Source organism: Paenarthrobacter sp. CAP02, from assembly GCF_040137855.1.
Taxonomy (GTDB): domain Bacteria; phylum Actinomycetota; class Actinomycetes; order Actinomycetales; family Micrococcaceae; genus Arthrobacter.
In genome coordinates, this window is record NZ_JBEEII010000001.1 from 168,889 (window position 1) to 189,278 (window position 20,390).

The following is a 20,390-nucleotide window of genomic DNA, read 5'->3' on the forward strand; positions in this document are numbered from 1 at the left end:
GAACGTGAGAGAGCGTCAGAGCTCCGCTTGGCGGTCCTCCACGAGTTTCTGGAGCGCGGGGAACAGCGGGTGCGCAGGCGTGAGTTCCGTGATCCGTTCGACGGCGGCGGCCGCGTCCAGCTCGGACAGCAGCTTTCCGAGCTCCACGGCTTCGACATCCGAAGCATCGTCGAACCGAAGGGCTGCGGACATCGCCTCGAGCAGCGCCACGGGGGTGACGCCGCGCTCGGCCAGCTCAGCTGCCGGCCCAACGAACCGCTCGTGCCGGCTGAGTTTCCGCAGGGGCGCGCGGCCCACGCGGTTCACGGTGTCGGGAAGGTGCGGGTTGGTGAAGCGTTGCAGGATCTTCTGCACGTACGCCTCCTGCGCAGCCTCATCGAAACCGTGCTTGGCCACCAGGAGTTCCTTGGTCTCCTCCAGCACGGCCCGTACTTTGGCGGCCACCGAAGGATCAGCCATGGCGTCCGAGATCTTCTCGATGCCGGCCGCGTAGCCAAAGTAGGCCGCGGAAGCGTGGCCCGTGTTCACGGTGAAGAGCTTGCGCTCGATGTACGGTCCCAACTCGTCCACGAACGTGGCGCCCGGGATCACCGGCGCGTTGCCCTTGAAGGGCGTCCGGTCGATGACCCATTCGTAGAACGTCTCCACCGTGACATCCAGGCCTTGGCCTGGTGCCTGGTTGGGGACAATACGGTCCACCGCCGTGTTCGCGAAAACAGCGACGGCGTCCAGGTCCCCGGCGGAGTCGTCCCAAGCGGCCCGGATCTCGGACTGCAGCACATCAGTGGCATTGATGGCGTTCTCGCATGCCATCACCTGCAGCGGCTGCAGGTCCACGGGGCTGGCGGCCAACCCGCGGGCGATCACCGGAGCGACGAACTTCAGGATGTGGGGCCCCACCGCGGTGGTGACCACATCCGCCGTCGAGATTTCCTCCACAACGGTGGCTTCCTGCGTCGCAGAGTTCAAGGCCCGGAAGCCTTCCACGGTCTTCACCGCAGGGTTGTCGCCAACCTCGTGGACGTCATAGCTGGTGGCCTCGGCGAGCTGGCTGATCAGGGCGTCCGCGACGTCGGCGAACACCACCTCATAGCCCGCTTCGTGGAGCAGCAAACCCACGAAGCCGCGCCCGATATTACCTGCCCCGAAATGGACTGCCTTCACTATGCGTTGACCTTTCCGAACAGCTCCAGGACTTCCTCAACGGTTGTTGCTTCCTCCAGCTGGGCCACCTGGGCCTTGTTGGTGAAGATCTTCGCGATGGAGGACAGGATGTGGAGGTGTTCATTGTTGATGCCGGCCACGCCGACCACGAACTTCACCTGCTTGCCGCCCCAATCGATGCCTTCGGGGTAGCGGATGATGGACACCGCGGAGTGCATGATGTGCTCTTTGGCATCGTTGGTGCCGTGCGGAATGGCCAGGAAGCTGCCCATGTAGGTGGACACTGATTCTTCGCGTTCGTGCATGGCGTGGACGTAGCTCATGTCCACTGCGCCACGGTCCAGCAGGAGCTGTCCGGCTTCGTCGATCGCCGAGTCGCGGTCTCCCGCCTTGCCGTTGAGGATCACGCTTTCGCGCAGCAGCACTGATTTACCTTCGACGTCGGCGGCCGGCTCGGCAGCATGCGCACCATGGGCGGCGGCTGCTTCAGTTGTGGCAGCGGCTGGTTCCGTGATCGTGCCCGTACCCGAAGCCACGTCTTCGGCGTTGCTGGTCTTCACGAGTTCGACGATGTCGTCATACTTGGGGCTGTTCATGAAGTTGTCCACCGAGTAGTGCACTGCACTGGAGGTCTTCGGCTGGGCGCGTTCGGTCAGGTCCTGGTGGGTGACGACGACGTCGTAAGTGTCACTCAGGTTGGCGATGGCCGAGTTGGTGACCTTCACGTCCGGGAAGCCGGCGGCCTTGATCTTGTTGCGCAGGACCGAAGCGCCCATGGCACTGGAGCCCATGCCTGCGTCGCACGCGAAGACGATGTTCCGTACGGGACGGGTCAGTACTGCCACATCGCTGCGGCCGCCGCCGTCCCCCACCAGTGCCGAGGAGACCGAGCTCTTCTTGCCCTTCATGGCCTCCATGCGGGACGTGGCCGCGGAAAGATCGTCCTCGCCCTTGTTCTTGGAAGTACGCAGGATCAGCGAGGCAATGAGGAAGGACACCGTCGCTGCAAGGACAACTGCGAGGACGACGCCAATGTAGCTATCGCGTGAAGTCTGGGCAATGACAGCAATGATGGAACCCGGTGCTGCCGGAGCAACGAGGCCGGAGTTGGTGATGGCCAGGGTTGCGATGCCAGTCATGCCGCCACCGATGGCAGCGAGGATGAGGATCGGCTTCATCAGGACGTACGGGAAGTAGATCTCGTGGATGCCACCGAAGAACTGGATGATGGCAGCGCCAGGAGCAGATGCCCGTGCGGCGCCGCGGCCGAAGAACATGTACGCCAGCAGGATGCCCAGGCCCGGGCCGGGGTTGGCTTCGAGCAGGAACAGGATGGACTTGCCGTGTTCAAGCGACTGCTGGATACCCAAGGGGGTCAGCACGCCGTGGTTGATGGCGTTGTTGAGGAAGAGTACCTTGGCGGGCTCGATGAAGATGCTGGTCAACGGCAGCAGGCCGTTGTTGACCAGGAATTCGACCACGCTGCCCGCGCCTTCCGTGAAACGCTTGACGACCCAGGAGAGGCCGTAGAAGCCACCCAACGCCAATGCTGCACCCCAGATGCCGGCGGAGAAGTTGTTCACCAGCATCTCGAAGCCCGGACGGATCTTGCCGTCCCACAGGCGGTCGATCTGCTTCATGGTCCAGCCGCCCAGCGGGCCCATGATCATGGCACCGATGAACATGGGCGAGTCCGTACCGGCAATGACTCCCATGGTGGCAATGGCGCCAACGACGCCACCACGGACGTCGTAGACCATCCGGCCGCCGGTGTAGGCGATCAGGAGCGGAAGGAGGTACGTGACCATGGGGCCAACGATGCCGACGTTGGGGGCACCCTTGTCATTGGTGCCGAAACCACCCAGTTCCGGGACCGGAATCCAGCCTACTTTGATGAACAAAGCCGTGATGAGGCCCCAGGCGATGAAAGCGCCAATGTTGGGCATGATCATGCCGGACAGGAATGTTCCGAACTTTTGGACACCAACGCGGGCGCTGGTGCGGGGCTTCGCAACTGTCTCTGTTGCCATGTGAATTCCTAACGTGTATCCCGCGGCGGCGCGGGGTCAGTCGATACAGATCGAGCGAGAACAGCCTTAGGAGCTGCTGGAAATACGGTGAAGCCACTCAAGGAAAAGCTTCAGTTCAGAGCTGGATAGTTGGTCCGAATGCGAGGCCTGCAGTGCCGCATTCAGGGCGATTGCCGCAACAACAACCGAGGACTTGCCGGAGTCGTCCGCTGCGGCGCCACGGGCGGTGTCCGTGGAGACGGCGAAAATCATGGAATCCCGGGTCATCGTTGAGAGCTCGAGGTTCCGTTCTTCCACCGGTTCTGCGATCAGCATGAGCGTGACGCCCACGTTGGCCGCAAGGATGCTTCGTGCCGCTTCGCGGGGCGGCACGTTGATCTGACCGGAGATAGCGGCCTTGTTCAGCATCTCTTCCAGAAGCGCTTCAGCATCGGCCACGATTGCTGGGCGGCTTTCCGGCCTGATGTTGCCGAACATCACCAGATACAGATGGGGTTGGGTCAGCCCGAACTGGACGTGGTTATCCCACATCCGCCGAACATCTTCCAAAGGCTCCCCGGACGGTGCAAAATCCCGCTCCCCCGCCACATACTCTTCGAAACCGGCGGAAACGACGGCGTCGAAAAGCCCTTCTTTGTCGCCAAAGTGGTGGTAGAGCGTGGGCGCCGTGACCCCGGCAAGCTTGGTGATCTGGCGCGTTGAGACCGCTGACCCTTCCGAATTCGCCAGCAATTCGGCAGCTGCGCGAAGCAACCGAATTTTGGGCGGAAGCTGGTCATCGAAACTCATAACCGCTACCCTAGCACCTATAGCGTTGCTATATGAAGTGGCTCACAAGAGTTATTTATGGGGCTCCCGGTGCCGTCGCCGGCGGGTCTGAACCAACAAGCAGGAACAGAGGATTCAGTGCAGAATTTCCAAGGCGTAGGGGTAAGCCCTGGCCGCATCATTGGTTCCGTCCGCCAGATGCCCAAGCCGGTGAGCGAACCGCCGTCGGGCGAACGGTTGGCCGCGGGATTGAGTCCGGAAGACGCCGTCGCCGGCTTGAAGGCGGCCGCCCAATCCGTCCACGACGAACTCAAGGGCCGCGCCGACACTGCCTCAGGCGATGGCAAAGCTGTCCTGGAGGCCACGGCCCTGATGGCCAAGGACACCATGCTCCTGAAATCGGCAGCCAAGCTGATCAATGCAGGCTCCTCCCCTGAACGCGCCATCTGGGAAGCCGGTGCATCCGTCTCCGAAATGCTGCACAACCTCGGCGGCTACATGGCAGAACGCGCCACAGACGTCCTGGACGTGCGGGCCCGCATTGTGGCCGAACTTCGTGGCGTGCCCGCTCCCGGCATCCCGTCCTCCGAAACCCCCTTCATCCTTGTGGCCGAGGACCTCGCTCCCGCGGACACCGCGACGCTGAATCCGGCCGTGGTGCTCGCCTTGGTAACGTCCGGAGGCGGACCGCAGTCACACACCGCGATCATCGCGCGCTCACTCGGCCTGCCGGCAGTGGTTGCCGCCCACGGCGTCGACTCGATCGCCGACGGCTCCGAAGTGTACGTGGACGGCGCGGCGGGATCCGTCACCTTGGATCCCGGTGAGGAACAGCGCGCAGCTGCGACCGCCTGGGCGGAAACGTCCGCCACCCTCGCCGAATTCGACGGAAACGGCACGACGGCGGATGGCCACCTGGTACCGCTCCTCGCCAACGTTGGTGGAGCCAAGGATGCCGTGGCAGCCGCCGGCCTCGGAGCCCAGGGCGTAGGTCTTTTCCGCACCGAATTCTGCTTCCTTGAACGCGACACCGAACCCTCCGTGGACGAGCAGGCCGCAGCGTACAAGGCCGTGTTTGATGCGTTCCCGGGCAAGAAAGTGGTCCTGCGAACCTTGGACGCCGGCGCCGACAAGCCCCTCCCGTTCCTCACGGATGCCACCGAGCCCAACCCCGCGCTGGGTGTGCGTGGTTACCGCACGGACTTCACCACTCCAGGTGTCCTTGAGCGCCAGCTCGAAGCCATCGCCCGGGCAGCTTCCGAATCCGAGGCCGACGTCTGGGTCATGGCTCCCATGATCTCCACGGCCGCCGAAGCCGGACGCTTCGCTTCGCTCTGCGCCGCGGCCGGGATCAAGACACCGGGCGTGATGGTGGAGGTTCCCTCAGCCGCCCTCACATCCGCCACCGTCCTTCGCGAAGTCGGGTTCGCCTCCCTCGGCACCAACGACCTCACGCAGTACGCCATGGCGGCCGACCGCCAACTGGGGCCCCTCGCGGAACTGAACACCCCGTGGCAGCCCGCAGTCCTCCGGCTAGTGCAGCTCACCGTGGAAGGTTCAGCCCAGGAAGGCAACAACAAGCCGGTGGGTGTCTGCGGTGAGGCAGCCGCGGACCCGGCCCTCGCCGTCGTACTGACCGGGCTGGGCGTCACCACGCTGTCCATGACCGCGCGCTCCCTCGCTGCAGTCGGCACCGTGTTGAAGACCGTCACGCTGGAACAGGCGCAGGAGCTGGCCCGCCTTGCCCTGTCAGCTCCCAGCGCCACCGAAGCGCGCGACTGGGTCCGTGCCAAGCTTCCCGTGCTTGAAGAGCTCGGGCTCTAGCCCCTATCCGTCCGGAATACCAGGAGAAAACCATGCCTGAACGCACAGCCACCATCGCCAGCCGCTCCGGCCTGCACGCCCGCCCGGCCGCACTCTTCGCAGAGGCAGCCGGCGAACAGCCCGTGGAGGTCACCATTGCCATGCAGGGCGCCCCTGCCGATGACGCGCTCGACGCCGCCAGCATCCTTTCGCTCATGACGCTCGGCGCAGCGAAGGGGGACGTTGTGGTGTTGCGGGCCGAGGGCGATGGCGCCGATGCCGCGCTGGACGCACTGGTGAAGCTGCTGGAGACGGACCTGGACGCGGAATAGGTCCTTCCGGGCTAGGCTTCTGGCATGGCACTGATAGCTCCCCGCGTCACGGCCGGCCTCCCCGCCGACGACGCCCGGAATCTCGCGCGTTCCCTCCAGGACAGCAACGACATCACTGTGTTCGTTGACGGCACAGTTCACCGCCTGCCCGATCAGGCGAGGGACGCCGTCGTCGACCTCCTTGCCCGGCTGGGCCGGGGCGATACGGTGACGGTCAGCAGCGTGGAGGAAATGCTCACCACATCCCAGGCAGCGGAGCTCGCGGGCATCTCGCACACGTATCTGCGCAACATGACCGATCGTGGCGAGATTCCCGTGGAGTACCGGGGCACGCATCGTCGCATCCGGCAGGCAGCCATCATGGAGTGGCTTGAAACGCAGCGAAAGAAGCAGTCCGAGGACCATGACGAAACCAGCGAATAGGCAGCGGCCGACGTTTGAGGTTGCCGAGGTCGAGGTTTCGGGACTGGCCGGTCGGATCCATTGGACCGCTGGGACACCCGCGACTGGCTCCGGGGACGAACCGGCGTACGTCCTGATCCACGGCATCGGGGTGTCGCACCGGTATTTGTCGCGGCTCCACGCTGTCCTCGCTGCCCACGCGCCAACCTACTCTTTCGACCTGCCCGGTTTCGCGGGCACGGCCAAGCCGGACAGGCAGCTTCAGGTGGAGGATTACGGCGCCTTCATCGCAGAAGCCTTGGCGTCCCGGGGCATCGATCGGTACGTCCTGGTGGGTCATTCCATGGGTGTGCAGTTTGCCATCGAAGCGGCATTGCATGCGCCCGAGCGGGTCCAGCGCCTGGTGTTGATGGGGCCGGTGGTGGACTCGAGGCACAAGAGTATCCTCCGGCAATCGCTGGCGCTTACCTTGGACGGCGTCCTGCGAGAGAGTCCCTCGTCCAATTGGATCGTCGTCTCCGACTACTTCCGCTGCGGGCTCCGCTGGTACCTCACCGAACTCCCGGTGATGATGGCCTATCCCACCGAAAAGCGGCTGGCCGGCATCAAGGTGCCCGTGCTGGTCCTGCGCGGAAGCCGGGACCAGGTGGCAGGCCCCGACTGGTCGCTCCGGCTCTCCCGAACCGTGGACCGAGGACGCCTGGTGGAGATTCCCGGAGTGGGGCACGTAGCGCAGCATATGCGGCCGCAAGCGGTGGCGGACGCCATCCGCAGCTTCGTCGCCGCGACCACACAGCGGAGTTAGGCCGCACAGCACAGTTAGGCGCCGGAGCACGACGCCGGAGCCCGGGGTTGGGTGCCCCTTGTTGGCTCCGGCGGGATCGCGCTAGGCTGGCCAGGCAAGCGAATAGTAAGTCTGCTTACGAAAGGGTTTGACCATGACCAGCTATGACCCGGAAGACGATCCCCAGACCTTCGGCGTGAGCGGCGCGACCGACCCCTTCGACACCACCGCCGATGCGGACAGCATCCACGAAGACCCGGACATGCGCCAGGACGAGGACGACGATCCCGCCGCCTCGGCCAACCCTGATCCCCTGGACGGCAACGTCACGGGATTGGAGCCGGGCGGAGGGGTACCCCCGGGCGAAACGCCGCCGGCCGAAGGCAGCATGAGCAGCGACCAAGGACACGAAGAGTAATTTCGCCGCTACCCCGCTGTTACGTTGCGGGCCAACAACGTAACAGCGGGGTGGCAACGCGCTACGGCAGGCTCAGGATCTCCCCGAGGTCGTAATCGGCAGGCTCCTCCAGTTGCGCGTACGTGCAGCTCTCCGGAGTCCGGTCCGGCCTCCAGCGGCGGAACTGCGTGGTGTGGCGGAACCTGTCGCCCTCCATGTAGTCGTACGCCACTTCGATCACGAGCTCGGGGCGCAGTGGCACAAACGAAAAGTCCTTGCCCCCGCTCCACCTGCTTTGGGCACCAGGCATCCGTGAACCACCGGCCGCCTCGTCCTGCTTGGCCCACTCGCCCCACGGGTGATCAGCGAGGTCCACCTGGTAGGGCTCAAGCTCGGCAACCAGTGCTTCCCGCTTGGCCATGGGGAACGATGCCACCACCCCCACGTGGTGCAGCCGACCGGCGTCGTCGTAGAGCCCCAACAACATGGAACCCACCACCTTCGCAGTTTTGTGCCAACGGAACCCGGCCACCACACAGTCCGCGGTCCGAACATGCTTGGTCTTGAACATCACGCGCTTATTGGGTTGGTAGGTTCCATCCAGCGGCTTGGAGAGGACCCCGTCCAAGCCGGCGCCCTCCAACTGCACGAACCATTCCTTGGCCCGCTCAAGGTCTGTTACCGCCGGAGTCACATAGACGGGCGGTTCGGCCTTGGCCAAGGCGGACTCAAGGATGGCCCGGCGCTCAGAGAACGGCTTGCCCATCAGGTCTTCCTCGCCCAAGGCAAGAATGTCGAACGCGACCATGGAAGCCGGCGTTTTCTCGGCGAGCATCCTGACCCGGCTGTCCGCGGGGTGGATCCGCTGCTGGAGGACTTCGAACTCCAACCTGTTGCCCTCGATCAGGACGATCTCACCGTCGATCACACACTTCTCCGGGAGGTTCTTCCTCAGCGCCTCAACCAGCTCGGGAAAGTAGCGCGTCATGGGCTTCTCGTTGCGGCTGCCCAGGATGACCTCGTCCCCATCCTTGAAAACGATGGTCCGGAAGCCATCCCACTTGGGCTCGTAGTGGCCCACATCGGGGATGTCCGGAACTGACTTGGCAAGCATGGGCGAGACGGGCGGCATCACTGGCAGGTCCATAGGAAATGTCTACCCTGCCGTCGGACGCCGAAGCTAGTCTCAGGCGGTGGATATCTTGGCCGTGTTGGCGGCAGTGCTCGAAGATCCAGTACGAGCTGTCGGCTCCCGCACCGGCCCCGAAGCCTAGGCGCCCGGAGCCTCCGGTTTAGCCCGACCTACCGTCCGTTACATTAATGTGACTTTACTTTCCGGCTCATGTACCGTCGTAGGGCGACCCGTATCTCCGCTGGGCCGCTTCCGGATTGACGCCGAGCTCTGCCGCAATCCGGGATCCGCCAGACCCGCGGCAGAGGCGGGGGACCCACAAGTTCCCGGACTTTCCAAGTCCTCGGGGTGAAGCCGCTTTGGCGGCCGGACGGCCTCGTCCGAACCCGACAGCTAACCTCGAAGGCGTTGAGAGGCAACCACCATGTCCCCAACCATGGATCAGCCGCGCCGCGCCCTCATCGAACGCGAGCGCACCAAGCCAACCGGACGCCGTCGGGCCGAACCCAGCGGATCCGCCACCGAAGCAACAACAGCGCCTCAGGCACCAAGTACGACGCCGGAACCCGCCGCTGCTGCCCAGCCCACCACGCGCGCGGCCGCCCGGGCAGCGGAGCGGGAAAGGGCAGCCCGGGCTGAAGCCGAACCCGCAGAACCGGCCACCGCCGCGATCCCCGCAGTGCAGGCCGCCCAGGCCGCGGCACCGCGGTCGACCACACCGGGCCCTCCCACTGCCGCCACTCCCATCGTTCCGTCGGCAGCACCCAAGCCGGACACGCAGCTGGCCGCACCCTCGGAGCCCGCCACGGCAGCCATCCCCATCCTGGACATTGCCGGGCCGGCACCTACTCCCGTCCCAGCCAGGACCGGCTTTGGCTCTTCGTCGTCGTTCAACCGCGAACCCCAAGCCGTGCTTCGAAAGGCCGCATCGGTCAAGCACATGAGCCAGCGTATGGCCGTTGTTGCCGGCGCTGTAGGACTGGTTCTCACGGCCGGAGGCCTCGGCCAGGCCCTTGAGCTGCCGTTCTTCGGCCATGAAACCCCCGCCCAGGATGCGAGCGCCAGTGGGGACAGGGATTCGGGCTCGGCTGCGCCCGGGCCTCGGGCTTCCTACTCCACCGCGTCCTCCCCGTCGGCCTCGTCGGCAGCACCAACAGCGTCATCCTCATCGGCAGCCGGTCAGCCGGCGACCGTCCCGGAGGCACCATCTGAAGTGTCGCCGTCGTCGGTTCCGGCCCCGCACGTCTCGCTTGCGGCCCCGGTTTGGGTTCCTTCGGCGGCGCCGTCGGCGGCTAACCCGGCGCCGGGCGCCTCCGCGGCAGTCCCGACGCAGCCTGCCCCGGCCCCCACCGATGTGCCCGCCGATACAGTCACCACGGCGCCATCTCCTGCCCCGACAACCACGCCGGCGCCGACCACCACCCCGACGCCCACGCCAACACCCACCCCGACGTCGACGGCCACTCCCAAGCCGCGCCCCACCGGGAACCCCTCCGCCGGAACGAATCCGCAATCCAGTGGGACCGCCCTCGACGCAATCCTGGACGCCGCCAAGAAGGCCGTGAAGTGAGCACCCGGCTGCCCCGTACGGCAACGCCGATCGGATGGCATGGCCGGTACTGCACCAGCAGCCGGACCGCCACCTTCAGGCGAAGGATGGGCCGGTGGAGCTGCCAGCGGTTGAGGCGTTCCTAGGCGCGCTTCTTCCGGCGAGGAAAGTTCAGGATCAGCCTGACGGACAAGGAAAGCACCACCAGCAGGCCCACCATGCCAGGGAGGTTCTACCGCCGTTTGTTGCGTAGCGAGCCCATCATCACGCTGAACCCCCGTCTAGCGGCGAGTTAGGTTCCAGGTGTCTTCGCGGTAGAGGAACGCTGCCATGGCGTCGCGATTGACGGGCTGGACAGGCCGGAATGTGGCGTCGGCATAGCCTGTGGAGATTCCCTGCGCCGCGAGCCAGGTGATCTCTTTGTAGAAGGGGTTGTCGGTGGCGACATCGTGGAAAGGAGACGACACAGGAGGGGCAAACGCGGGTTTGCCGCTGAAGCGGTAGAGGAACGCTGCCATGGCGTCACGGTTGACGGCTTGTACTGGTCGGTAAGTGTGGATTCCGCTGCCTTCATCCCAGCCTGTGCTGATGCCCTGGTGAGCGAGCCAGGTTATTTCCTTATAGAACTGGTCGCTGGGTTTGAGGTCAGCGAACGGTGAGATATCAGGGGCGGTGAAGGAAGGCTCGCCTGCCATCCGATACATGAACGCCGCCATCGCGTCACGGTTTACAGAGTTCAAAGGCAGAAAAAGACCGCCACTGTAGCCAGTTGTGATCTTCTTGTTCGCGAGCCACTGGATTTCCTTGTAGAACTGGTTGCTCACCGGGACATCGCTAAAGGATTGGGTGCAGGCCGGCGCCCCCACGCTAATGTTCGTGACCGCCGTCTTGCCGCCTTTGTTACCGTCGAGTGTCAGCTCAAGGTCCGAATCCCCGGATTGGCAGAAGTACCACATGTGCGAGGATTTGACGGTGACGACAGCCGTGGCGCCGTTGGCCGAAAGTGCGACGTCTCCGTCGACACCGAAACCTCCGATCAAGAAGGCCCGGGTCGATACCCCGGACCAGGTTCCCGCAGGGCCGGTGGTGAAGTACCCCGCCGGGGCTTTGATAATGAGCTTGTCGGATGCCTCAGCCAACGTGGCTGTCTTGGCGTTCATGGCGTAGTACGTGTTCGTGACAGCCGAGGGTGCGCTCAGATCGATCGGCACTGTGGCTGCACCAGGCCCCGTGCCTTGTATCAGGCCGCTTGAGGCGAAGATCGGCAGATATGTCGTCCCGCTATCCGCGTAGCTTTCCACTATCACCTCGTACCCCGTGTAGTGGGTTGCGGTCGGATCGTTGCCGCAGACGTTGAACGAGTTCTTGCAGTAGGTCATGTCGGCCGGGGCGTGTCCAGCGAAGTTCGCCGGAATGGGTACCGTGACCGTGAGGTGCACAGGGTCAATGTTCACCGACCCATCTGCGAAGTGGCTATTTGGGCCGTTGTACAAGTAGTAGTTGAGGCTTGTGATGCCCTTGGCTACGATATCGGCCGAATCCGCGGGCAGTTTGATGACGAGCGACGTTGCGCCCCCTGGCAGGGTAACGGGGGCACCGTTCGCAGAAACGCTTTCCCCGGCAATCGTTGGGTCTATCGTGACGGTCGTGTCCGCTGCGATTGCGGGTGCTGCCAAGCCTGTTGCACCCATCGCCAAAGCCAGAACCGCTCCTGCCGCCAACCCTCGAAATTTTCTCAGCAATGTCAGACCTTCCGTCTACCAGTGACGGAGCAGTCCGTCCCCCACACGACGTCCGCGGACAGCAGACAAACCGCAACGTACCACTTCGCCCAGCTTCCGGAAATGGTCCAGCCGGTCTCGGGCCAATATGAAGGGGCTTTTCCCTGTTTGGCCCCCTCGCTCGTCTGATGTGGGCCAACCATTCGTCATGAACCGCTTCTCCACCGCCTGGCACAGGCCACCTAGATCCTGGGGCGCCGTGCCCAGCGGTGTGCTTTCAGGGCCGCATGCAGTTCAAGCCGGATCGCGCCGCTCAACGGGTCAGCCCCGATGAGCTGGCGGATCCGGCCCAGCCGGTTGTAGATGCTGCTCCTGTGGAGATGGAGCTTCGCTGCGACGTCCTGGACGGAACTGTCATTGTCGTAGAGCAACTCCAGGACCGGGAGGAGCTCGCCGTTCCTGTCCTGGTCCTCCAGCGTCCTGTAGTGGACCGATCCGGTGTCATCCCAGCCACCGGGCGCCAAAAGGCGATCAAAGAGCTGGTAAACCCCTACGGCCCGGCTTTCCACGAGCTCGCCCAGTGGCAGGTCAACCGCGGCAGCCTGGGCAGCTACTTTTGACTGGCGGTAGGCGCTGGAGATCTGCCGGATCACCTGGAATGGTTCACTGATGCCAAGGATGACGCGGTCCACCGTCCTTCCGGCGCGCTTGGCGAGTTCCAGTTGGTAGTGCACCAGTACCTGTGCGTGGTCTGCCCTCCCGCCTGATTCCCGGAACAGGACCACCGAATGCGTCTCGGTTCCGGCACTGAACAAGACGGCGTTGACACCGATCGTGGACTGCAGCGCCGCCGAGCGGTGGGTCAGGGTTGCTGCGATGGGGTCGACGGCGGACCCGGCACCGTCCGGGTCGAGGATGGTCACCAGCTGCCACGGACCCCGCCCCTGGATTTCCTTCCACCCGGCTACGGCAGCCACCGCGTTGGATTCGCCGTTGCAGGCCGAAAGGAACTCCTGCTCGCGGCGGCGCCGAAACTCTGATTCGGCCGTGTTTGAGTCGAGGAGCAGTCCCGCCAGCAGGTCCAGCTCGTCCCGTACGCCGGGCAGTTCGGCGAGTATCGCCGTCGCGCTTTGCTCTTCAACGTCCAGCTGCACCCACAGATAACCGACCCGGAATCCGCGGACCAGGAGCGGGACGCAGACCCGGCCTAACATCCCGAGTTCGTCGTTGGCGGGAACCACCACCGGGCGTACTGCCGTGGAGATGCCGTGGGACAGTTGCCAGGCGCTGACGTCAGTGGGGACGCGCTTGCTGAGCAGGAAGTTCACACGGACGCGGTCGGCGTGCGACTGGTTGGAGCTGTAGGCGAGGAGGACGCCGTCGAGGTCCTCCAGTGACAAGCCGCGGCCGAGCTTCAACGCGACGCGTTCTACGATCTGTTCCACGTCCTGCTGCATTTGGAAAGCGTACCAACAGGAGGCGACACCTGACGCTTGAGTGCTCGACAAATGTCGAGCCCATGGGAAGAAGATCGTTGAATTTCCGGGCTTTTCCTCACTGGTCGCCCGGGCTTTCATGTCGCCTGCCTCACAGGCGGATTTATTCTGGAATCACAGCCCGCAACACATTTTCGGCCGAAGAGGCCGCTAACGATGGAGCCCACAAATGATCATCGGCGTCCCCAAAGAAATCAAGAACAACGAATTCCGCGTAGCCATCACGGCCGCAGGTGTCCACGAATTCCGCACGCACGGACACACCGTTCTGGTTGAACGCGGCGCAGGCCTCGGCTCGGGCATCACCGATGAGGAATACTCGATCGCCGGCGCCGAAATCGTCAACGAAGCCGATGACGTCTGGGGCCGTGCGGACATGGTCATGAAGGTCAAGGAACCCATCGCGGCCGAGTACCACCGCTTCCGCAAGGGCCTCATCCTCTTCACCTACCTGCACCTCGCCGCAGAGCCCGAACTCACTGCAGAGCTCATCAACTCCGGCGTCACGGCCATCGCCTACGAAACCGTGCAGGAAGGCCGCACCCTTCCGCTGCTGGCCCCGATGTCCGAGGTAGCAGGCCGCCTGTCCGTCGTGGTCGGCGCTTCCTCGCTGATGGCTCCGGCCGGCGGCAAGGGCGTCCTGCTGGGCGGCGTACCGGGTGTGCGCCCGGCCAAGGTTGTTGTCCTGGGTGCCGGTGTTGCGGGAACCAACGCCGCGGCCATGGCGCTGGGCCTCGGTGCCGATGTCACCATCATGGACATCAACATCAACCGGCTGCGCGAACTCGACGCCCTCTACCAGGGCCGCCTGAAGACCGTTGCCTCCAACGCCTACGAGATCGAGAAGTCAGTTATCGACGCAGATCTCGTGATCGGCTCCGTCCTGATCCCGGGCGCGAAGGCTCCCAAGCTGGTCACCAACGAGCTCGTCTCCCGCATGAAGCCGGGCTCGGTGCTGGTGGACATCGCCGTGGACCAGGGCGGCTGCTTCGAGGACTCGCACCCCACCACCCACCAGGAACCGACGTACAAGGTCCACAACTCGATCTTCTACTGCGTTGCCAACATGCCTGGCGCCGTTCCGAACACCTCCACGTACGCACTGACCAACGTCACCCTGCGCTACGCTGTGGCACTGGCCAACCTGGGCGTCAAGGCCGCCTTCGACCGCGACCCCGCCCTGGCTGCCGGCCTCAACATCGCCGCCGGCCATGTGGCACACCACTCCGTTTCCGAGGCGCACAACCTGCCCCTCGTCAACGACTGGCACAGCCTGGTTTCCGCCTAACGGACAAAACCACAACCGCACGACGGCGGGGTGCGGCTTCCACACGAAGCCGCACCCCGCCGTCGTGGTTTAAGGCGTGCCGTCGTGGCTTAAGCGTGCCGACATGGCAGAAAATGCCAATGTTCCTGACGAACATTGGCATTTTCTGTCACTTCGAGGGGATGACGGGCGGTGAGGGTTCCAGGCGGATGGGAACGGGTACCGGGAGGTCCGATGGGCGAAGCTTTCCCGGGTCGATTGTGGGAGGAACCACGGCCGGAGGCGTCACGGGTACTGCCGGGGGTGTGGGAATGACCCCATTGCCGGGCTCGCCCCGCGAGGGAACCTTGGGTGCTTTTGTTGCTGCGCTCCCGCCGGGTTGCGCCTGGGAACCGCGTTCATGGGCGCTTGGCTCCGGCAAAGCGGGCGACTGGCCGGGTTGGCTCTGCACAGGAGTGGGCCTGCCGTCCCCGGAAGGCGACTCAGTGGTCGAACCCGCCGGGCCACCCTGTTTCGGAGCGGATCCCGCGCCGGGCGCCAGCTGTGAAACCACCGAACCGATGGCTGCCCCAAGATGCTGGAAAGCACCCGGGATGCCACCCTCGGACGCGGCCGCAGCCGTGGCACCGCCTGCCAGGGAGACAACAACGGCCAGGCCGGCAATGGCGGCGCGGCGCTTCTTCCGTCTCCGCGCGGCAAGTTCGTCGTGTGCGGAAAGTTCGTCGTGGGCGGCAGGTTCGTCGTGGGCGGCAGGTTCGGCGCGTGCGGCAGGTTCGGCGCGTGCGGCGGGGGCCGGGACCATCAGCGCCCGCACGGCTTCAGACGGCAAAGGCGCCGTGGCCGCCAGTGAGCGGAGTTCGAGCAGTTCGGCGCGGACCCCGGCGTCGCCCTCCAACCCGGAACCGGCCAACAAGTGGTCGATCGCTTCCGCGTCGTGCCGCCCGCGGGGCGGAAAATGTTCGCTCATGATGTGCCGTTCGTTTGTTGTGCCCGTTTCTTCAGTGCGCCCAATGCCCTGCGCTGCAACTGCTTCACCGCTCCTTGCGACTTGCCCATGATGGCCGCTGTCTCCTCAACGGAAAGATCGGCAATGACCCTCAGCGCCAGCACTTCCCGATAGTCGTCCGCGAGGCCCTCCAGGAGGTCCGAGACCCCCAGGCCAGCGTCCCTCCCGAACGCCTGGTCCTCAGCCGACGGGGCGCGCCGGCCATCCAGGTCCTGCTCGTAAGGCGTGGAAGCGGGTGTTCGTGCACGTTTGCGGTAGTGGTCCACCATGCGGGCGTGGGCAATGGAGAACAGCAGGGATTTTGCCCCTTGCAGCCCGCCTTGCAGTGTTTCGAGCTGCGGATGGAGGGCCAGGAAGACGTCCTGCGTGACGGCTTCGGGGTCGTCCACACCCCGGGCACGGAGGTAGCCGAAGACCGGCCCCGCGAAGCTGTTGTAGGCAGCCGTGAAGAGCAGCGCGGGGTCGTCCTGATCCGCCTGCACATATTCATCAGCCAAAGGGTTAAGCACCCGTGGACGCCTCCATCCCACGTTACGTAGCGGGGCTCCTTGTCCTAAGCCAAGGAGCCCCGCCTTTAAACCGTAGCCCCTGCCCGCTTAGCGGACAGAATCGAGGGAAGCTCCTGGAACGGCCGGAACGTGGCTGGGAACCTGCACCGGGACTGCGGGTGCAGCCGGGGTGGCGGGAACCGCGGGGACCGCGGGTGCAGCCGGAACCGCGGGGACGGCAGGGACCGCAGGCGTTGCCGGCAGTCCGGACGTGGCGGCAGCATCGACGTCGGCGTTTGCCTTCGCGGAGCCGTCCACCTTCAGACCGGCAGCCTTACCGGCGTCGACGACGGCCTGGCAGTGCGCCTCAACCTTTGCATCGCCGCCGGCGGCAATCGCCAGGGACTTGAAGCCTTGGACCGTGGTGTCGGACTTGAGTCCGCCATTGAGGAATGACGTGCAGAGGCCGAAGGCCTCCGGTGAGGTGGCGAGGGCGCGCTGGGCTGTGGCCTTCGCGTCGGATACAGCGTCGGCGGCCTTTGCCTGACCCGCATCGGCAGCGTCAGCGGCCTTGGACTGCGCGGTCCCGACGGCGTCAGTCACCTTGGACTTGGCCGTTTCGGTCGCGGCGGCTGCTTCAGACGTGACTGCTTTGGCGGTGTTCCCGTCGACCGGGGCCGGAGCGCCAACAAAATCATGCGCCGTTTGCTGGAAACCGTGGGGAAGCGCGCCGTTGAAGGCAGCTACGCCTGTTCCGCCGGCGGCCACGGCTCCGGCGGCCAGGACGCCCGCGGCGACTTTGCTGGTGGCAAGGACAGTGAACAAGGACATAAAACCCTCCGAAAAACTTGGGATTGCCCCGGCAGCTGTTGGGTCGCTGCCGGATGATCAATGCACGGGCATGACCCGTACACCCCCTACATCGCTGGAGACCGCGACGAGGTTACGCACCTGCTGAAAGTTTTTTTGGCGTGCTTTATTCACACCGGCAGTTCTCCCCATGGCAGCCCTGCCTGGCACTGGTTATGCTCGGGAGACGCCTGGCGCCAAACTGGCCTGCAGGTTTTCAAATGTCGCTACGTTCAGGGGATACGTTATGGGACTGGTTTGGTAATGGCACAGGGATTGGTGGGCGCCGACGTCGGAGATCTCCGGCGGCTTTCGGCAGTAATGGACTCTGAGGCCCAAAAGATCAGTGACCTGCGGCAGCAGCTCAACGCATTGATCCAGCAAGGCAACTACTGGCGGGGCAACGACGCCGACCGCTTCCGCAGTGCCTGGCACAGTGATCTCCAGGGCCGGCTGGGCGCCGCAGCAGCATGCCTCAAGGAGAACTCCCGGGCCTTGAAACTCAATGCCGAACAGCAGGAGCAAGCCTCCCTGGGCGGGCCGGGGCGTGGGCTGGGTGATGGAAAGGGCAGGAGCGGCTCAGGGACACTGGGTTTCACGTTTGATCCCACAACCTACGGCCCCGTCACAGTTGAAGGTGAGGGTTCTTTCGACAGCCAGGCAACGGGTGAAACGCATGGCTCCATGGGACCGGGCGGGATCGCAGTGGGCGGCTCCGGCGAAGCATCCACCGGCGGGCAGATGACGTGGACGGCCAAGGGCGGATACGGGCCCATGGACACCACTGTCACCAACGAAACGTTCGTGGGAGCCCGCGCCAACGGCGAGTTTGAGGCCAGCGTGCCGTTCGGGCTGGGACTCCCCCACGCCAGCGCCAACGGTGAAGCGTTTGCGGGGGCCGAGAACACCACCACGGTTCGTTCCGAGTTCTTTGACGGCTGGATCACCAACACCTCCACAACCCGGGCCATGACCGGGGTAGAGGCCAGCGCCCATGCCAACGCAAGCAGCCCCTTCCTCTTCTCCGGCGGCGGTGAGGGGTTCGCCGGTCAAAAGATCACCACGGACAATGAGACCGAGTTTGCCGGGGGCCTGTTCAGTGTGGGCCAGGGCGGGGAGCTGCGGGCAGGCGCCTGGGCCAGCGCAGGTGAAGGAGAAGTCAGCGTCAAGAACAAGGACGTCACAGGCAGCGCGTTCAGCGCCGGAGCGGGTGCTGAGCTGACCGGGAGCCAATACGTGGAAGTGCTGGGGCAGAAAATAACGCTCAACGGCACAGTTGCTGCGGGCGCAGGTGAGAGTCACTACTACACCGTCTCCTTGGACGAGGACGGGCTTACGCTCGGCGCAGGTGCCAAGATCACCGCAGAGCTGGGCCTGGGCGCAGGCGGCCAGATCACGCTCAGCCCCAAAGGGTTCATGGACTCTGTCACCGGTTTCATCGACTTCGTCAACAACTAGCCTCCGAAAGGGCTCTCCGTGACATCGCAGCAGGTTTTCCCGTCCGAAGCATTCCCCGCGTACCCCACCATCAAACTCAACCCACCGGCCGGTTGGACCCAGCACGTTGTGCCCGAAGCAGTCGGAGCGCTGATGGCACCGGCCGTGGAAGGAAATTACACCGCGAACGTCGTCATCTCCGTCTCGCGCCGCCGCCCCGGGTACGGGCTGCAGGACATTGCCGCATCGGTAGACCAGTTCCTGGGTTCCTTGCCCGAAGCTGTCCTTCTGGGTACAGAGCCGGTGACCATCAACGGCCGGGATTGGCACGTGCGGGAAGCCCGTTACACCCACCCCCAGGCTGGATCCCTGGCGCAGTTCACCGCGGTCACCGTGGTTGAGCAAAACGCTGCCGCGGATGTCATCCAGCTGACGGGAAGCTGCCAGCCGCGCCAGGGCGATGCGGACCTGAAAGCGATCTACTCGGTGGTTGCGAGCGCCGACATCACACCAGCCCCCGGGCCTGCTCAATCAGCTTGAGCACGGCCACCGAATCAGCCGGATCAACAGGCAACGAACGCGACGACGCCGTACCGCCGTCGTCGATCTTGTCCGCCAGCAACCGGTAGAACTCCGGATACGCTCCACGTTCGGTGGGGACCGTGGTGCGCTCGCCGTCTACCGCCAACGTGCCATGGTTTTGCGCGGGCTCGACGCCGTACTCCGGGTCGGTGGGCAGCCCGCCTTCGGACAAGTAGGGTTCCTGCGGGTCCGCCCCGAACTTCACGAAACCGCCGCGGGTACCCAGAATCCGGAAGCGTGGACCGGGAAGCTGGCTGTTGAGGTTGAGGGTCACGTGGCTGACCACTCCCGATCTGTGGTCGAGGACCAGGAATACGTCGTCATCGGCGCTCTCCTGGGGGCGGCGGGCCCGGATCTCCGCGTGAGTCACTTCCGCCGGCCCGAAGAACCGTAAAGCCAGGTCCAGCACATGGGTGCCGAGGTCGAACAGCACCCCGCCCCCGTCCTCCGCCGTGGCACTGGCTTTCCATTCCTTCGCGATCGCCGGCGCCCACCGCTCCATCCCCGCTTCGAAACGGGTCACCGTCCCCAGCATGCCGGCGTCGAGCAGTTTCTGCACGGTAAGGGCGTCGGCGTCCCAGCGCCGGTTTTGGTAGACAGTGAGCACCCGACCCAGCTTCGCCGCGAGCCGGATCAGTTCCTCGCCTTGGTTGCTGTGGACCACGAACGGTTTATCCACGACGACGTCCAGGCCGGCTTCCAGCGCCGCTTTCGCGAGCGGGTAGTGGGTTGCGGGCGGTGTGCCAATGACAAGGAGGTCCAAGTGGTCCGCGAGGGCCAGAATGTCATCGGGAGTGTCGACGATCTTTGCCTGCGGGTACCGGTCCTTCGCTTTGGCTTGGCGTGCCGCGTCCGATGTTGCAATGACGGTGAGCTCATACGCGGGGTTGGCGGCGATGAACGGAGCATGGAAAACACTGCCGGAGAGCCCGAAACCGGCAACGGCTGTGCGGATAGGCGTGGAAGTCATGCCCCTAGGCTACCGATCCTCGCTCACGTAACAGCCCCTTCCCGCGATCCCTCTCTCACCGGGTGAGAGAGGGATCGGCCCAAGGGGGAGGGAAGTGAAAGAGGGTTGGAGGTATGGCGAAGGCCGGGAACCAACCCCGAACCGATCGAACCGGATAAACCGATCAACAGGTTGGGGGTGGTTCCCGGCCTTCAGGAAACTACAGCGGGCGGG

At 64.7% G+C, this 20,390-nt stretch carries 19 protein-coding genes and 1 riboswitch; of the genes, 9 read left to right on the forward strand and 10 right to left on the reverse strand.

What is annotated here, in order from left to right; all coding sequences use genetic code 11:
• Positions 1-15 precede the first annotated feature (15 nt).
• From ABHM97_RS00850 to ABHM97_RS00860, 3 genes are all read right to left on the reverse strand, one after another.
• Complete coding sequence (locus ABHM97_RS00850) at positions 16-1,164, reverse strand: mannitol-1-phosphate 5-dehydrogenase (RefSeq protein WP_349469231.1); 1,149 nt, start codon at positions 1,162-1,164, stop codon at positions 16-18.
• On the reverse strand, positions 1,164-3,194 hold the full coding sequence (locus ABHM97_RS00855; RefSeq protein ID WP_349469232.1) for a PTS mannitol transporter subunit IICBA: 2,031 nt from the start codon (positions 3,192-3,194) through the stop codon (positions 1,164-1,166). The genes ABHM97_RS00850 and ABHM97_RS00855 overlap by 1 nt, the downstream gene beginning before the upstream one ends.
• A 66-nt stretch (positions 3,195-3,260) precedes the next feature.
• Positions 3,261-3,983, reverse strand: a complete 723-nt coding sequence (locus tag ABHM97_RS00860) for a TetR/AcrR family transcriptional regulator (RefSeq protein WP_235521078.1) — start codon at positions 3,981-3,983, stop codon at positions 3,261-3,263.
• A 117-nt stretch (positions 3,984-4,100) separates the two neighbouring features.
• On the opposite strand from ABHM97_RS00860, the gene ptsP reads away from it, so the two are divergent.
• From ptsP to ABHM97_RS00885, 5 genes are all read left to right on the forward strand, one after another.
• Positions 4,101-5,786, forward strand: coding sequence for a phosphoenolpyruvate--protein phosphotransferase (gene ptsP, locus ABHM97_RS00865; protein ID WP_235521080.1), 1,686 nt, complete (start codon positions 4,101-4,103; stop codon positions 5,784-5,786).
• A gap of 32 nt (positions 5,787-5,818) precedes the next feature.
• A complete protein-coding gene (locus tag ABHM97_RS00870) occupies positions 5,819-6,097 on the forward strand; it encodes an HPr family phosphocarrier protein (protein ID WP_235521081.1) in 279 nt (92 codons plus the stop codon).
• Between the two features lie 24 nt (positions 6,098-6,121).
• Positions 6,122-6,520 carry a helix-turn-helix domain-containing protein gene (locus tag ABHM97_RS00875; RefSeq protein WP_235521083.1) on the forward strand — a complete coding sequence of 133 codons (399 nt, stop codon included), beginning with the start codon at positions 6,122-6,124 and terminating at the stop codon, positions 6,518-6,520.
• Positions 6,501-7,304, forward strand: coding sequence for an alpha/beta fold hydrolase (locus ABHM97_RS00880; RefSeq protein ID WP_349469233.1), 804 nt, complete (start codon positions 6,501-6,503; stop codon positions 7,302-7,304). Before ABHM97_RS00875 ends, ABHM97_RS00880 begins: the two co-directional genes overlap by 20 nt.
• 133 nt (positions 7,305-7,437) lie before the next feature.
• On the forward strand, positions 7,438-7,701 hold the full coding sequence (locus ABHM97_RS00885; protein ID WP_349469235.1) for a DUF6480 family protein: 264 nt from the start codon (positions 7,438-7,440) through the stop codon (positions 7,699-7,701).
• A 61-nt stretch (positions 7,702-7,762) separates the two neighbouring features.
• Here ABHM97_RS00885 and ABHM97_RS00890 read toward each other — a convergent pair whose 3' ends face one another.
• Complete coding sequence (locus ABHM97_RS00890; RefSeq protein WP_235521089.1) at positions 7,763-8,827, reverse strand: ATP-dependent DNA ligase; 1,065 nt, start codon at positions 8,825-8,827, stop codon at positions 7,763-7,765.
• A 263-nt stretch (positions 8,828-9,090) separates the two neighbouring features.
• Positions 9,091-9,234, forward strand: a riboswitch (cyclic di-AMP (ydaO/yuaA leader).
• Positions 9,235-9,236: 2 nt separating this feature from the next.
• Here ABHM97_RS00890 and ABHM97_RS00895 point away from each other — a divergent pair.
• Positions 9,237-10,382, forward strand: a complete 1,146-nt coding sequence (locus ABHM97_RS00895; protein WP_349469236.1) for a hypothetical protein — start codon at positions 9,237-9,239, stop codon at positions 10,380-10,382.
• 260 nt (positions 10,383-10,642) lie between these two features.
• Here ABHM97_RS00895 and ABHM97_RS00900 read toward each other — a convergent pair whose 3' ends face one another.
• Entirely contained in the window at positions 10,643-12,037 is a 1,395-nt protein-coding gene (locus ABHM97_RS00900; protein ID WP_308194951.1) for an S-layer homology domain-containing protein, read from the reverse strand.
• 287 nt (positions 12,038-12,324) lie between these two features.
• A complete protein-coding gene (locus tag ABHM97_RS00905; RefSeq protein WP_235521091.1) occupies positions 12,325-13,539 on the reverse strand; it encodes a PucR family transcriptional regulator in 1,215 nt (404 codons plus the stop codon).
• 208 nt (positions 13,540-13,747) lie between these two features.
• Between ABHM97_RS00905 and ald the strand changes: the two genes are divergently transcribed.
• Entirely contained in the window at positions 13,748-14,866 is a 1,119-nt protein-coding gene (gene ald / locus ABHM97_RS00910) for an alanine dehydrogenase (RefSeq protein WP_235521093.1), read from the forward strand.
• 148 nt (positions 14,867-15,014) lie between these two features.
• On the opposite strand, the gene ABHM97_RS00915 is transcribed toward ald, so the two are convergent.
• The 3 genes from ABHM97_RS00915 to ABHM97_RS00925 form a co-directional block, all read right to left on the reverse strand.
• Positions 15,015-15,812, reverse strand: a complete 798-nt coding sequence (locus tag ABHM97_RS00915) for a hypothetical protein (RefSeq protein WP_349469237.1) — start codon at positions 15,810-15,812, stop codon at positions 15,015-15,017.
• A complete protein-coding gene (locus ABHM97_RS00920; RefSeq protein ID WP_349469239.1) occupies positions 15,809-16,360 on the reverse strand; it encodes an RNA polymerase sigma factor in 552 nt (183 codons plus the stop codon). Before ABHM97_RS00920 ends, ABHM97_RS00915 begins: the two co-directional genes overlap by 4 nt.
• Before the next feature lie 87 nt (positions 16,361-16,447).
• Positions 16,448-17,170, reverse strand: coding sequence for a hypothetical protein (locus tag ABHM97_RS00925; RefSeq protein ID WP_349469240.1), 723 nt, complete (start codon positions 17,168-17,170; stop codon positions 16,448-16,450).
• 282 nt (positions 17,171-17,452) lie between these two features.
• Here ABHM97_RS00925 and ABHM97_RS00930 point away from each other — a divergent pair, with 282 nt between their 5' ends.
• Both ABHM97_RS00930 and ABHM97_RS00935 read left to right on the forward strand, forming a co-directional pair.
• On the forward strand, positions 17,453-18,646 hold the full coding sequence (locus ABHM97_RS00930; RefSeq protein ID WP_349469241.1) for a WXG100 family type VII secretion target: 1,194 nt from the start codon (positions 17,453-17,455) through the stop codon (positions 18,644-18,646).
• Between the two features lie 18 nt (positions 18,647-18,664).
• Positions 18,665-19,165 (forward strand): hypothetical protein, encoded by a 501-nt coding sequence (locus ABHM97_RS00935; protein ID WP_349469242.1) that lies wholly within the window; start codon positions 18,665-18,667, stop codon positions 19,163-19,165.
• Here ABHM97_RS00935 and ABHM97_RS00940 read toward each other — a convergent pair.
• The gene (locus ABHM97_RS00940) at positions 19,131-20,177 is read right to left on the reverse strand and encodes a Gfo/Idh/MocA family protein (protein WP_349469243.1); all 1,047 of its coding nucleotides are present in this window, start codon (positions 20,175-20,177) and stop codon (positions 19,131-19,133) included. The two genes, ABHM97_RS00935 and ABHM97_RS00940, sit on opposite strands and share 35 nt — an antisense overlap.
• Positions 20,178-20,390: the final 213 nt, after the last annotated feature.

Coding starts and splice junctions, on each gene's coding strand:
- ABHM97_RS00855 (WP_349469232.1), bottom strand. CDS start 3,194: ATGGCAACAGAGACAGTTGCGAAGCCCCGCACCAGCGCCCGCGTTGGT.
- ABHM97_RS00860 (WP_235521078.1), bottom strand. CDS start 3,983: ATGAGTTTCGATGACCAGCTTCCGCCCAAAATTCGGTTGCTTCGCGCA.
- ABHM97_RS00870 (WP_235521081.1), top strand. CDS start 5,819: ATGCCTGAACGCACAGCCACCATCGCCAGCCGCTCCGGCCTGCACGCC.
- ABHM97_RS00875 (WP_235521083.1), top strand. CDS start 6,122: ATGGCACTGATAGCTCCCCGCGTCACGGCCGGCCTCCCCGCCGACGAC.
- ABHM97_RS00880 (WP_349469233.1), top strand. CDS start 6,501: ATGACGAAACCAGCGAATAGGCAGCGGCCGACGTTTGAGGTTGCCGAG.
- ABHM97_RS00885 (WP_349469235.1), top strand. CDS start 7,438: ATGACCAGCTATGACCCGGAAGACGATCCCCAGACCTTCGGCGTGAGC.
- ABHM97_RS00890 (WP_235521089.1), bottom strand. CDS start 8,827: ATGGACCTGCCAGTGATGCCGCCCGTCTCGCCCATGCTTGCCAAGTCA.
- ABHM97_RS00895 (WP_349469236.1), top strand. CDS start 9,237: ATGTCCCCAACCATGGATCAGCCGCGCCGCGCCCTCATCGAACGCGAG.
- ABHM97_RS00905 (WP_235521091.1), bottom strand. CDS start 13,539: ATGCAGCAGGACGTGGAACAGATCGTAGAACGCGTCGCGTTGAAGCTC.
- ald (WP_235521093.1), top strand. CDS start 13,748: ATGATCATCGGCGTCCCCAAAGAAATCAAGAACAACGAATTCCGCGTA.
- ABHM97_RS00915 (WP_349469237.1), bottom strand. CDS start 15,812: ATGAGCGAACATTTTCCGCCCCGCGGGCGGCACGACGCGGAAGCGATC.
- ABHM97_RS00925 (WP_349469240.1), bottom strand. CDS start 17,170: ATGTCCTTGTTCACTGTCCTTGCCACCAGCAAAGTCGCCGCGGGCGTC.
- ABHM97_RS00930 (WP_349469241.1), top strand. CDS start 17,453: ATGGCACAGGGATTGGTGGGCGCCGACGTCGGAGATCTCCGGCGGCTT.
- ABHM97_RS00940 (WP_349469243.1), bottom strand. CDS start 20,177: ATGACTTCCACGCCTATCCGCACAGCCGTTGCCGGTTTCGGGCTCTCC.